Annotated in this window: 11 protein-coding genes and 2 pseudogenes; 7 read left to right on the top strand and 6 right to left on the bottom strand. The window is 68.6% G+C overall.

The features are described from left to right. Nucleotides 1-3: 3 nt before the first annotated feature. The 5 genes from ACFVXE_RS21275 to ACFVXE_RS21255 form a co-directional block, all read right to left on the bottom strand. A complete protein-coding gene (locus tag ACFVXE_RS21275) occupies nt 4-1326 on the bottom strand; it encodes a nucleotide sugar dehydrogenase (protein WP_389673079.1) in 1323 nt (440 codons plus the stop codon). A gap of 65 nt (nt 1327-1391) precedes the next feature. Then, entirely contained in the window at nt 1392-1559 is a 168-nt protein-coding gene (locus ACFVXE_RS21270) for a hypothetical protein (protein WP_389673077.1), read from the bottom strand. Between the two features lie 307 nt (nt 1560-1866). Further along, nucleotides 1867-2649: a LuxR C-terminal-related transcriptional regulator gene (locus tag ACFVXE_RS21265; RefSeq protein ID WP_389673075.1), complete on the bottom strand. Its 783-nt coding sequence runs from the start codon at nt 2647-2649 to the stop codon at nt 1867-1869. 715 nt (nt 2650-3364) lie between these two features. After that, a complete protein-coding gene (locus tag ACFVXE_RS21260; protein ID WP_389673073.1) occupies nt 3365-4543 on the bottom strand; it encodes a GDSL-type esterase/lipase family protein in 1179 nt (392 codons plus the stop codon). A gap of 89 nt (nt 4544-4632) precedes the next feature. Beyond that, the gene (locus ACFVXE_RS21255) at nt 4633-5202 is read right to left on the bottom strand and encodes a TetR/AcrR family transcriptional regulator (RefSeq protein ID WP_389673071.1); all 570 of its coding nucleotides are present in this window, start codon (nt 5200-5202) and stop codon (nt 4633-4635) included. A gap of 71 nt (nt 5203-5273) precedes the next feature. Here ACFVXE_RS21255 and ACFVXE_RS21250 point away from each other — a divergent pair. Then, nucleotides 5274-5764, top strand: a pseudogene (locus ACFVXE_RS21250) (FBP domain-containing protein). 260 nt (nt 5765-6024) lie between these two features. After that, nucleotides 6025-6528 carry an AAA family ATPase gene (locus ACFVXE_RS21245; protein WP_389673069.1) on the top strand — a complete coding sequence of 168 codons (504 nt, stop codon included), beginning with the start codon at nt 6025-6027 and terminating at the stop codon, nt 6526-6528. Between the two features lie 118 nt (nt 6529-6646). Here the strand turns inward: ACFVXE_RS21245 and ACFVXE_RS21240 are convergent, their stop codons facing one another. Beyond that, nucleotides 6647-7036 carry a RidA family protein gene (locus tag ACFVXE_RS21240; RefSeq protein ID WP_389673067.1) on the bottom strand — a complete coding sequence of 130 codons (390 nt, stop codon included), beginning with the start codon at nt 7034-7036 and terminating at the stop codon, nt 6647-6649. A gap of 72 nt (nt 7037-7108) precedes the next feature. Here ACFVXE_RS21240 and ACFVXE_RS21235 point away from each other — a divergent pair. The 5 genes and pseudogenes from ACFVXE_RS21235 (at nt 7109) to ACFVXE_RS21215 (ending at nt 11980) form a co-directional block, all read left to right on the top strand. Beyond that, nucleotides 7109-7715, top strand: a pseudogene (locus tag ACFVXE_RS21235) (LysR family transcriptional regulator). 329 nt (nt 7716-8044) lie between these two features. Then, complete coding sequence (locus tag ACFVXE_RS21230; RefSeq protein WP_389673065.1) at nt 8045-9070, top strand: NlpC/P60 family protein; 1026 nt, start codon at nt 8045-8047, stop codon at nt 9068-9070. 349 nt (nt 9071-9419) lie between these two features. Further along, nucleotides 9420-10010, top strand: a complete 591-nt coding sequence (gene thpR / locus ACFVXE_RS21225) for an RNA 2',3'-cyclic phosphodiesterase (protein ID WP_389673063.1) — start codon at nt 9420-9422, stop codon at nt 10008-10010. A 376-nt stretch (nt 10011-10386) separates the two neighbouring features. Then, nucleotides 10387-11154: a D-Ala-D-Ala carboxypeptidase family metallohydrolase gene (locus ACFVXE_RS21220; RefSeq protein WP_389673061.1), complete on the top strand. Its 768-nt coding sequence runs from the start codon at nt 10387-10389 to the stop codon at nt 11152-11154. Nucleotides 11155-11446: 292 nt separating this feature from the next. Further along, the gene (locus ACFVXE_RS21215; protein ID WP_389673059.1) at nt 11447-11980 is read left to right on the top strand and encodes an AAA family ATPase; all 534 of its coding nucleotides are present in this window, start codon (nt 11447-11449) and stop codon (nt 11978-11980) included. Nucleotides 11981-12085 lie beyond the last annotated feature (105 nt).

Raw genomic sequence — 12085 nt, 5'->3', positions numbered from 1 at the left:
CCGTCATGCCGGTCGGCCCTTCTTCGTGGTGGTGGGACCGCTGGGGCAGAGAAGGAGCCGCGCCTCCGCGAGCAGTTCCTGGCGGTACACGGTGTGGTGCTGGACGACGATGGTGAGGTCGGCGGCGGCGAGGGCGGCGCGCAGATCACGGGTAGGGGCGAGTTGACGACCGCGTACGGAGTACGAGTCCACGTACGGATCGTGGAAGGTGAGCTCGGCTCCGGCACCCAGCAGTTCGGCCGCGAGCGGCTCGGCGGGCGAGTGGCGGGTGTCGGCGATGTCCGGTTTGTAGGTGACGCCGAGGAGCAGGATCCGCGCCCCGCGTACCGGGATGCCGTGCCGGGCCAGCAGCTCCCCGGCCCGGGAGGCGACCCACACCGGCATCGAGTCGTTGATGCGCTGGGCCTGTTCGGCCATGCGGAAGGGTACGCCCGCCTGGGTCGCACGATGGACCAGGTACAGCGGGTCGACCGGGATGCAGTGGCCACCGACTCCCGCGCCGGGGCGGAAGGGGGTGAACCCGAAAGGCTTGGTGGCGGCTGCCTCGATGGTGTCCCATACGTCGACGTCGAGGCGGTGGCAGATCTGCGCGAACTCGTTGACGAGTGCGAGGTTCACCTGGCGGTAGGTGTTCTCCAGGATCTTCGCGGCCTCGGCCTCGCGAGGGGAGCGGGTGACGTGCACCCGCTCCGTCAGCTTTCCGTAGAACTCGGCGGCCCGGCCGGCGCATTCGGCGGTCAGCCCGCCGACGACCTTGGGGGTGTTGTGAAAGCCGAAACGCGTGTTACCGGGGTCGACCCGTTCCGGGGAGAACGCGAGTCCGAAGTCCCGGCCCGCGACCAGTCCGGACTCCTCCAGGATGTGGCGGACCACGCCCTCGGTGGTGCCGGGGTAGGTGGTCGACTCGACGACGATCAGCTGGCCGGGCGAGAGGTGGTGCCGGACCGTGCGCGCCGCGGACAACAGGGGTTCGAGGTCCGGCACCCCGTGGGGGTCCACCGGGGTGGGCACACACAGCGCGATGATCGAGCAGTCGCACAGGAACGCGGGATCGGTCGTCGCGTCCAGCAGCCCGGAGACCGCGCCGAGTTGGGCGCCGGTCACCGTGTCCACGGGAGGCCGGCCGATGTTGACCTGCGCCACCAGGAAATCGCTGAGGTCGAGTCCACGGGTGCGGTAGCCGGCTGTCGCAGCGGCCACAGCCAGCGGAAGGCCGGCGTATCCGATACCGACGACGGCGACGTCGACGGTGCGGGACAGACTGCGCACACGGTCGGTGGCTGCCGTACCCGGATCCTCGGGTGGCGCGGCGGCGATGACATCCATCTGGTGCTCCTGGGAGGGACGGGCAGGCTGGGGCGGGGCGAGACGGCACTGCGGCACGGGGCCCGCTACCACCAGCCGTTGTCGCCCTGCGGGGCGTTCCGCGCCGCGGTGAGGGACACCAGGGCCTCGTTGTGGCCGGTGGATTCGGCGCCCGCTCCGAGCTCCAGCCCGACGCACGCCAGGGCGAGAGCGAGCGGGACGGTACAGACGAAGGCGCGGATGATCGCAGACATAGGTATCCCCCGGAATGTCGACAAGAAAGGTGCGAGGAGCTCGCTTCGGCCTCAGGCAGTTACTCCCGGCCGGGCTGGCTGGTTCATGCTGCTCGCAGCCGCTGTACCGGATCAAGGGATTGGAGCGGCGTCGACTTGACATGGCGGCCACCTGCCACGACTCAGCGAAGTCTCACCATGTGAGACCGAAGGCAAAGGGCAGGTCAGGCCCCGCTCCCACCAGCGGAAAAGTGGGAGGCGGGTCGCCGGAACCCTGCGGTTCCGGCGACCCGCCTCCCACTCACCTCCTACGGGACGCGCGGAGCCGTCAGTTCAGCAGGCCCAACTCCGCTATGCGCAAAGCGGCCTGGAACCGCGTCTGCGCGCCCAGCCGCTCCATCAACCCGGAAATGGACCTGCTGAGCGTGCGGGAAGAGATCCCCAGCCGCCGGGCGATCACCTCGTCCTTGACCCCGTCCGCGAGCATGCGCACGATGACGAGCTCCGGGCCGTCCAGCACCAGGTCGACCGTCTGGGACGCCTGCACGGGGTGCGAGGGTGTGGCACTGTGCCAGCAGTAGTCGTACAGCGCGTGCAGCGACCGGACGAGCGCCTGCCCATGGACGACGAGAGCACCCTGGCCGCTGTCGTCGGGGTCGACGGGGAGCACCGCCACATCGTCGTCGAACAGGAGCATCCGAAGGGGCAGGTAATCGGCCGTACGGGCCTCCCGGCCCGGGCGCACGGCGTCCGCCAGATAACCCGCCATGTAGGGAACCTCCGCGGTCCGGCGCAGATAGAGCGCCTCGACCCTGACTCCGCGGCTCTCCATCTCCTTGTCCCGCAGCAGCATGTCGTCGATCAGCCCCTCGGGGGGCGGCCCACCCGGGTGCATGGACCGCATACGTACACGCGCCGTGCTGCCGGCGTCCTCCAGGAAGACGTTCACCAGGGCCGGGTTCGGCAGGATCTGCACCTCGACCTGCTCGCTCCGCTCCTCCGACAGCCGGTGATAGTCACGCGCCAGTGTCGAGATCGCCTCCCGGATCCTCGACAGCAGCTGCGTGTGGGCGGCGGTCTGCCGCTCCTCCGCCGAGAACAATCTGGTCAAAGCCGCTTCCGGGGCCACTGTCAGATAACCGCTGGGCGAGTGGGACGCGGGCGTCAGCAACCCCAGGAGACTGAGTTCTTCGCACAGTTGCTCGGCCTCGGCGAGTGAGCAGCGCACCTCCGCCGCGACGTCCTCGAGCGACCACCCCGGGTTACGGGAGATCAGCCCATAGAGTCTTCGGCGTGCTTCATCGTTATCGCCCACAGAGATGCCCCCCTCCCCCGGCAGCCCCGCGCTGACCGGGAACGCTGCTCGTGGGCAGCCACCAGCAGCAGGTCATGTTCGCATGGGCGTGCGACGAGCCGCGAGGCGCTACCTCGGGTCGGTTCCGTCACCGCGTCGGAGCGCGAGCTGCCGACGCCGGCGGGCCGGGCTGTGGTCTGTCGCGCAGGACTGGCGTGCGGCAGGGTGGACGGGTCCGGCGCTGGTGCCGGCCTGCCGGCTCGTACCGTGCGTCGGGCTCCCTTCCGACGTCTCCGACCGTCGACCGGGCCGGCGAGCCGTCAGAGGTTCCTGCGGCGGCCGGAGCTGCACCGGCCCACCGACCGTCGTACGCGCCCGTGCGCTCCCCCGCCGCCCGGACGACCAGGCATCCCGTGCCGCTGCGACACCCCTGGCACAATCCCGATGATCATCAATGCCAGGATCCGGCCGCCCGAGACCAGCTTGTACTTCGCACCCGCACCGACCGCCAGCCGACGTGGCCGGGGATTGCTCAGCCGGTCGTGGTGGCGAAGGGCCCGCCGTCGCCGAACACGAGCCGCGCGAAGTTCTCGCCGATGCGTCGGTGCCCCGCGGGATCGGGGTGGACCTCGTCGGGCAGCGGGAATTCGGCGTAGTCCCTCTCGCCGTAGAGGTCACGGCCGTCGAGGTGGTGGAGGTTCGGATCGTCAGCCGCCCGCTGTTCGACGATCCGGGCGAGTTCGTCGCGGATGACGTTGAGGGTCAGACGCCCGGCAGCACGTTCGGCTGGATCGCCCGTGGCCTTGAACCGCAGGGTCCCGCCGCCGAAGTCGGGCGCGAGAGGGCCGGGGGTGTCCTCCTGGACCGGACACAGGAGGGGGGACACGACCAGCAGCGGCGTGGTCGGATGCCCGTCGCGGATGGTGTCGAGGAAGCCGTGCACCGCTGGGGTGAAGGCGCGCAGACGCATCGCATCGGTGTTGACGACATTGATGCCGATCTTCAGGCTGATCAGATCCGCGGGGACGTCCCGCATCGCACGGGCGGTGAAAGGGTCGAGCAACGCACTGCCGCCGAACCCCAGGTTGACCAGCTCCACTCCTCCCTGGGCCGCGGCGAGGGCCGGCCAGATGGCAGTCGGGTGGGCGGCGTTCGAACCATGGCTGATGGAACTGCCGTGGTGCAGCCACACTCTGCGCCCGTTGTCCGGCGCCGGTTCGACCGGCGCATCGGTGCGCAGGGCGATCAGCTCGGTGATCTCCGTGTGCGGAAGCCAGATCTCGACGTTCTTGTCACGCGCCGGCAGATCGGTGAAGCGAGCGGTGCCGGCAGGCCCCTCACGCAGTTCGGCGGCCTGGGTGACCATGTCGATGATCGTACGGACGTTGCCGCCGGCCACCGTGGCCTGGGCGGCGAGGCGGCCGTCGACCAGCAGGTCGTACACGCCGTCCGCCGGGGCCGGAAAACCCCGGTAGGCCCGCTTGGTGGGCAGTGTGTCCAGTTCGATGGTGGTGGCCCGGGTGCGGAAGACCAGGCGCACGCCGGAGGGCTGGGCCTCCGCCACGGCCAGTTGGTCGTCAGGGATCTGTCGACGCGCTCGGGCGGGCAGCCGATGCGGCAGCAGGCCGTGCGTGGTCGGTTCCGCGTCGAGGAAACCGCGCAGGATGTCCGCGGTGACAGGGGTGGTGATCCAGTCGTGCTCAGCGTTCATCGTCCCAGCCTGTTGATCAAGGTTTCCGGATTGTTCGGATACGGTGCGCGGCGCGACGGATTGCCTTCGGCGGCGCGGCCTCGCATGGGTCAGGGGGTGGCCCGGTTCCGAAGCAGAGTGTCGAGGGAGTCCAGGATCCAGACCCAGGACTCCTGAGAGTCGACGGCGGTGTGGCTGAAGCCTCCGGCCGTCTCCAGGCTGACGTAGCCGTGGAAGACGCTGCCCAGCATCCGCACCGCGTGCGTCTGGTCCGGCTCCGTCAGGTCGTAGCCCCGCAGGATGGCCCGTGTCATCTGTGCATGCCGAACGCCGGCACTGGCGGCCGCCGTCTCGGGATCGAGCCTCAGCCGGGCAGCGTCGTAGCGACCGGGGTGCTCCCTGGCGTAGTCGCGATAGGCATCCGCGAAGGCCGCCAGTGCGTCCTTGCCGGCACGCCCGGCCAGCGCGGCGGCGACCCGGTCGGCGAGCTCCTCCAGCGCGAACAGCGCGATCCGGGTCTTGAGATCCTGGGAGCTCTTCAGGTGCGAGTACAGACTCGCGACCTTGACGTCGAACCGTCGGGCGAGCGCCGAAACGGTCACCTGATCGAAGCCGACCTCGTCAGCCAGTTCCGCCCCTGCCCGGGTCAGTCGCTCCGGTGTCAGCCCTACTCGAACCATGACCTTCCCCCCATTCAGCGATGTCCATTATGCATTTACCTAAAGCCTATAGGCAAATTAGCCTGCACTCCATGAAGCCGCTGACCGAGCAAGAGATCCGTACCGCGTTCGTGAACTGCACCAAGGGCGCGGCGAAGCGTCTGCCCGTCCCCCGCGACCTGACCGAGCGACCCCGGGGACGACCTGGACTTTCTCGGCCGGCGCGACCCCCAGGCCCCCGACCGTGCCCACCTCGCCACCGAGCTGGACGGCCGCCCGGTGGCGCTCACTCTGCGCTGCTCCAGCGCCGACTCCTGGCAGACACGGAGCAGCATGTGCACGATGTGCATGACCACCCACACCGCGGGCGTCTCGTTGATGGTCGCCGCGAAGGCGGACAAGGCCGGGCAGCAGGGCAACTCGGTGGGCGCCTACATATGCAGCGACTTCGCCCGCCCGCTGCATGTGCGGGGCAAGAAGGACGCGGGCGCCGGCGCGCGGCTCCCCAAGTCGCTCACCTCAGGAGAAGATCCAGCGGACCGTCGCCAACCTCACCGCGTTCATCACCGAGGTCACCACATGAAGTGTCCGGTCACGCCCGCCATATCCGCCCGCGCCGGATGCAGCACGGCACGATCCCCATGGATCCGCGATGCGGGGGTCCCGGCGGTGCGGACACACTCGACGTCGGCAGTCACCGCCGTCGCTCCGTGGCACAACAGCTCCGCGGCAACGCGAAAGGCACCCGTGCACCGCACCCGCGGTGACGGACGGCCGGGGGTCGCCGGCTTCGTCCGGCTTCTCGCGCCGGGGAACGAGTGCATTCGGCGCTAACCTGGCTCCGTGACGCAACAAGTGAGCTCAGTGGTGCTGATGTGTGGTCTTCCAGGAGCGGGCAAGACCACCTGGGCGATGGAACTGGTGCGCCGCGGCTACGTCCGGCTCTCGATCGACGAGGTGGTCTGGCACCGACTCGGGCGACGCGATGCCGGCGTGGTGCTGCAGGCGGAGGCGTTCGACGAGCTCAAGGAAGAGGTCCGCCGCGAGCAGCGGCAGGAACTGGTGGAGTTGATGCTTGCCGGGCGCGACGTGGTGGTGGACTACAGCTTCTGGAGTCGTGCCGCCCGGGACGACTACAAGGCACTCGTCGAGAGCCACGGCTGCCGTTGGGAACTGATCCACCTCAAGGCCGACCGGGGGACGCTGGAGCGTCGCCTCCAGGAACGGAACCGCGAGGAGGGTGCCAACTCCGTGACCGTGGGCGCGAAATTGTTCTCCCGCTACCTGGCCAATTTCGAGGAACCGCAAGGAGAGGGCGAGCAGGTCTTCACGCAACCGTTGGCTTGAGCGCCTCAAGCCCTGCACAGCGAGGACAGGACGCCCTCCACAGCGGGTTGTTCCCTTTCCCGCCGCGGATGCGGGGGGGTGGTCGCGCCACCGCGCCTGGAGCTGTTCACACGGGCTGTCAGGCCGTGCCCCTCCGCGCGTACACCTCGATCTCGATCTTCATCCGGGGGTCGGCGAGACCGCACACGAGCATCGTCGCAGCCGGCCGGACCTCGCCGAAACATCGGCGCAGGACAGGCCAGCAGGGCTCGAAATCGACGCGGTCGGGCAGGAGATACCGCACTCGTACGACGTCCGCGAAGGTGCACTTCGCTTCGGCCAACGCGGCCTCGATGTTGCGCAGGCACTGCTCAGCCTGCTCGACCACATCGTCGGAGATCGTCATGGTGGTGTAGTCGAACCCGGTCGTCCCGGAAACATGTACCCAGTCACCGTCGATCACGGCACGGGCATAGCCGATCTGCTCCTCAAAGGTCGAGCCGCCGAGGATCGCACGTCGCTCCGTCATGCGCCGAACGCTAAGTGGCCAACGGTGATACGTCTAATACAGTCAGAGGAATTGCCTGATATCTCTAGGCGTATGGAGCGTCCCGAACTTCGCCTGCCTCAGTTGCATGCTTTCGTCGTACTCGCCGAAGAACTCCACTTCGGTCGTGCGGCTGCGCGCCTGGGCATCGCACAACCGCCGCTGAGCCAGCAGATCAGTCGCCTCGAAGGCAAGGTCGGCCACGCGCTGTTCAGCCGTGAACCGGGCCGCGTAGCTCTTACTCCGGCAGGCCAGGAGCTGCTGCCGGCCGCCGTGCAAGCCCTCACCGGCCTCTCGGACGGTCTGGCCGCTGCACGACCAGATCACCGGCCTGTGCTCCACCGCCGGCTTCACGCCCCGGGTGGTGCAACGCGCGGTGGAATGGCAGACCGTCTGCGCCCTGGTGAAAGCCGGCTTGGGTGTGTCACTGGCTCCGGCGAGCATCCGGCGTATCCGTCTCGAAGGCGTCACCTTCCGCGGCATCGGTCCCGGCACCCCCCGCACACGAGTCGCCGTCGCCTGGCGCAAGGACGACCAAAACCCCCTGGTCGCAAGCCTCCTGTCAGCCATCAGCAAGGATCCGCCGACACCGGGCCGCCCACGTGCCCAGCGGGGCGACGCCCCGGCGCGCGCGCTCATCTCACCGATCCGGCCGGGGTGAGGAGGAGTTCGATCCGGAGCGCGGAACCTGGCGCACCGGGATCAGGCCAGGGCAGCCGAGTTGACGGCGGCCGGGCAACAGACCGTTAGGCCACCGCTACACGCCGTGTGATGTGAGCAAAGGAAGTACCTCGTGTGTCGATATTCCTCTCGTGAGGATTGAACTGATTACAAGATGGTCACTAGGGTTGGGCCTCGAACCTTCGCACGATTGATCACCCATCCGGGGTGGCAGCGAAGACACCGCCGAATCCGTGACATGCACGGAGCCGGGGATTCACCTCCCCCCATAGCCCGGTAGGCGGCTCGAGGAAGAAGGAGCTCGCCTTCGTGGCGTCCCACCGTCGTCCCAAGCAGCCGAGCCGCACCCGTGTGACCGTGCTCACCGCGACCGCCGCCGCGGCCGTCGCCCTCACCTCCCAGGCCGCTCACGCCGACCCCAAGCCGACCAAGAGCGAGGTCAAGGCGAAAGTCGACAAGCTCTACCACGAGGCGGAGCAGGCCACCGAGAAGTACGACGGGGCCAAGGAGCAGCAGGAGAAGCTCGAGAAGCAGGTGAGCGCGCTGCAGGACAAGGTCGCCCGCGGCCAGCAGGAGCTCAACACCCTGCGCAGCGGCCTCGGTTCACTCGCGTCGGCGCAGTACCGCTCCGGTGGCATCGACCCGTCCGTGCAGCTCTTCCTCTCCTCGGACCCGGACAGCTTCCTCGACCAGGCCTCGACCCTGGACCAGCTGACGGCGAAGCAGACCGAGGCGCTGGAGAAGATCCAGGAGAAGCAGCGATCCCTCGCGCAGCAGCGCAAGGAGGCCCAGGAGAAGCTGGGCGACCTCGCCGACATCCGCAAGGTGCTTGGCGAGAACAAGCAGAAGTTCCAGGGCAAGCTCGCCGACGCGCAGCGTCTGCTGAACACTCTGACCGCCACCGAGCGCGCCAAGATGGCCGAGGAGGAGCAGCGCGCCAGCCGCAGCGCCGGCGACCGGGTGGAACTCGGCAACGAGGTCCCTGCGTCCGCTCTCGGCGCCGCCGCACTCCAGGCCGCCAGCACGCGGATAGGAATGCCCTATGTCCGCACCGCCGCGGGCCCCAGCTCCTTCGACTGCTCGGGGCTGACCCAGTGGGCCTACGCCCAGGCCGGCGCCCACATCACCCGCACCACCTACACCCAGATAAACGAAGGCACTCGCATCGCCCGCAGCCAGCTGAAGCCGGGTGACCTGGTCTTCTTCAACAACACCTCGCACGTGGGCATCTACGCGGGCGGAAACACCGTGCTGCACGCCCCGTACCCGGGCGCCTACGTCCGCTACGAGTCGATGAACACCATCGGCAGCTTCCAGGCCGCAGTCCGCATCTGATCACGCCCGAACGGGCGAATCTTCGCGCCCCGTACTGACTGTCCGTACCGCCGGAGACCACAGGTCGCCGGCGGTACGACCTCTGGCCGCCTTCAGACGTGGGGCGGAGATGTCGGCCTCGGTGCAGTGGGTGGCCGCTCGCTGCGGGGGGCGGCACCATGACAGCTCCACACAGTTCCTCTCCTCCGCAGCATCCTCTGTGGCCGTCCCGGCGTGGAATGAGCCGACCAGCGCACACGACGAGTCCAGCCTTTCGCCACTCGACGCCTGGGCCTTCAGCAGCAAGTGCAGCCGCTCCCCATCGCCCGGGCCGTCGCCCCGACCGCGCTGATGAGGTACGAAGTCCGTTGTGAACGATCAGACTCAGCCCGCGACCATTCGCGTGTTCATCGCCCTCGCCCCGCCCGACGACGCGAAGGAAGAACTCGCCAGGGAACTGCGCCCCGCCTATGGCACGCACTCTCACATGCGGTGGAACCGCATCGAGGACTGGCACATCACCCTGGCGTTCCTCGGGGAACTTCCGGTCTCGATCGTTCCGCTGCTTCGCCCGCCGCTCGCGGACCTCGCGGCGACTCGCGTTCCGCTCCGCCTGGCACTGCACGGCGGCGGGACCTTCGACGACCGGGTGCTGTGGAGCGGAATCGACGGGGACCTCGACGGGCTGCACACGCTCGCGGCCGACGTCCGCACCGTCGTGCGGAGTTGCGGTGTCACCTTCGAGGAACGGCCCCTTCGCCCCCATCTGACACTGGCTAGGGCCCGCCGGGGCGATCGTTCCTCGGCGGCAGAGATCGCCGCGGCGTTCGCCGGGTTCGCCGGCCGCCGATGGACGACCGAACGCCTGCACCTGGTCGGCAGCAACGTCGGCCGTAGCCGAGGACCGATCCACTACCGTGACATCGAGTCCTGGACCCTGGGTAGCGGGCAGTCAACTTGACCCGGTCCTGAGGGCCGGGGTTGCAGGCGGAGCCCGACCGGCTGCCGGGTTACCGCTCCAGAAGGGGCGGTGACACGAGGAACGGTACGGGTGGGACGCCGGCCCGGACCGCGCCGAGCGTCGACGCACTCGCCTCGCGGTCATCCCCGACGACAAAGCCTCCTGCTCCCGCATCAACCGGGCTCACCCACGAAATCGTCACATCAAGGCCGCCATCCCAAGAAGAAGGGCCAGACCGCCACCGCAGAAAAAGGGCAAACACGGCGGCAGAGGTGAGGCCGGCAACGGCACTCTTCCGCTGCGCCTACATGTCCATGACACTGGCGCAGTTCACGTCATTCACTGTGCACTGCAACAGGTCCGTGAAAGGACGAAGATGTCCCCGTCCAGTTCCTCTTCCCACTCCCCGCGCTCGTTCAACCGCCGTACGGCGCTGCGCGGAACGCTGGCAGCCGGTATAGGCGTCGTGCTCGGCCCCGCCGTTCTGTCGGGGGTCGCGGAGGCGTACTCCTGGTCGCGCACCCTGAATCAGGGGGCCACCGGCGCCGACGTGACCGAACTGCAGATCAGAGTCGCCGGGTGGGCCGCGGACAGCGCCGGACAGTCCCGCGTGGCCGTCGACGGCAACTTCGGCCCCGGCACTGCGGCGGCGGTGCGCCGGTTCCAAGCGGCCTACGGACTCGCCGTCGACGGCAGCGCCGGTCCCAGCACCCAGTCGCAACTCAATGCCCTTGAGCAGTCGGACGGTTCGACCGCGCACTTCGACTTCAGCGAGTTCACCGACCGGATCAGCGGCACCTTCTCCGGCGGCAAGCTGAGCGCAGCCGACGTCAAGGAGAACGCCCGCCGCGCGATGTACAAGCTGGAGGCACTCCGCAAGAAGCTCGGCAACGTCCCCATCACGGTCAATTCCGGCTTCCGCAGCATCGCGCACAACGCCGATATCGGCGGAGCCAGCGACAGCATGCACATGTACGGCACAGCGGCCGACCTCGCCGTGCCCGGAGTGTCCAACAAGACCGTCTACCAGAAGGCGGAGACCTCCGGCTTCTCCGGTCTGGAGACCTACACCGCGGACCACCAGCACGTAGACAGCCGGGCCGACCTCGGCCGCGCCTGGTGGTGGGAGAACGGCACCGTCTAGGAATCTCCTGAAGCACTTGCCGGTGGAGGGGTGTCCCCGTCGGGGTCACCCCTTTGCCCTGGTACGGGGGACGTGGCGAGTGGCCCGGATGCGGCCTGTGCGAGCGAGGAGGAGACCGGTCGGCCGGCCGGACCGATCACGCACCCGTTGATGCGCAGCTCCTCGATGTCCGGCCGATTCCCCAGCCGACGTCCGTCCGCGCCCGGCGTGACCGCTGCGTCCGCCTCCGCCGCTGGAGTAGGGCAGGATACCCGGGTAGTCGAAGACCGCGGAAGCGAGGTGCTGAGATCCCGTGCCAGCCCTGATCGTTGTCACCGGACCTTACGGATCCGGCAAGACCACGCTCGCCCACCGGCTCGCCCGGCGCATCGGGTGCCCGGCCATCTGCCGCGACGAGATCAAGGAAGGCATGGTTGTCTCCCTGCCGGGCTACCGGCCGGCCCCGGGTGACTTGCTCAACCAGCAGACCTTCACGGTCTTCCGTGATGTCCTGCGTGTGCTGCTGGATGCCGGTGCGACCACGATCGCAGAGGCGGCTTTCCAGGGGCCCAACTGGCACCACCTCCTCGACGGGTTGGGACCGGCACACACGACGCGGATCATCGAGTGCCAAGTCGCCCCCGGGACCGCCCACGCCCGTAGCACCGAACGGGACGCACGCAGCAAGGTGCGACAAGCCGCTCACTGCGCCCCCAACCCTGCTTTCACAGCCTCCGACTGGCGAGGCATCACCCTCGACCTGCCCTCTCTGCGCGTCGACACCACGGACGGATATCAGCCCGGACTGGATGAGATCGTCGAATTCTGCAGAGCGGGAAAGCCATGAGAGGGCTGCGATGCGGCCTCGTCGAAGCCGGCGTCGAGTCGACACGGTCGTGGGAGGACAGGGCCTGGTGGCGCAGCCACAGGTCACATCACTCGGCAGTGCCGG

It is taken from the genome of Streptomyces sp. NPDC058231 (genome assembly GCF_042882275.1).
Lineage (GTDB): Bacteria > Actinomycetota > Actinomycetes > Streptomycetales > Streptomycetaceae > Streptomyces.
Note: the sequence above shows the minus strand (reverse complement) of the source record. Positions and strands in the feature narration are given on the sequence as shown.

Bases quoted from the DNA above. Each gene is read 5' to 3' on its own strand.
- ACFVXE_RS21270 (WP_389673077.1), bottom strand. From the start codon at position 1,559: ATGTCTGCGATCATCCGCGCCTTCGTCTGTACCGTCCCGCTCGCTCTC.
- ACFVXE_RS21260 (WP_389673073.1), bottom strand. From the start codon at position 4,543: ATGAACGCTGAGCACGACTGGATCACCACCCCTGTCACCGCGGACATC.
- ACFVXE_RS21220 (WP_389673061.1), top strand. From the start codon at position 10,387: ATGTCCCCGTCCAGTTCCTCTTCCCACTCCCCGCGCTCGTTCAACCGC.
- ACFVXE_RS21275 (WP_389673079.1), bottom strand. From the start codon at position 1,326: ATGGATGTCATCGCCGCCGCGCCACCCGAGGATCCGGGTACGGCAGCC.
- ACFVXE_RS21255 (WP_389673071.1), bottom strand. From the start codon at position 5,202: ATGGTTCGAGTAGGGCTGACACCGGAGCGACTGACCCGGGCAGGGGCG.
- ACFVXE_RS21240 (WP_389673067.1), bottom strand. From the start codon at position 7,036: ATGACGGAGCGACGTGCGATCCTCGGCGGCTCGACCTTTGAGGAGCAG.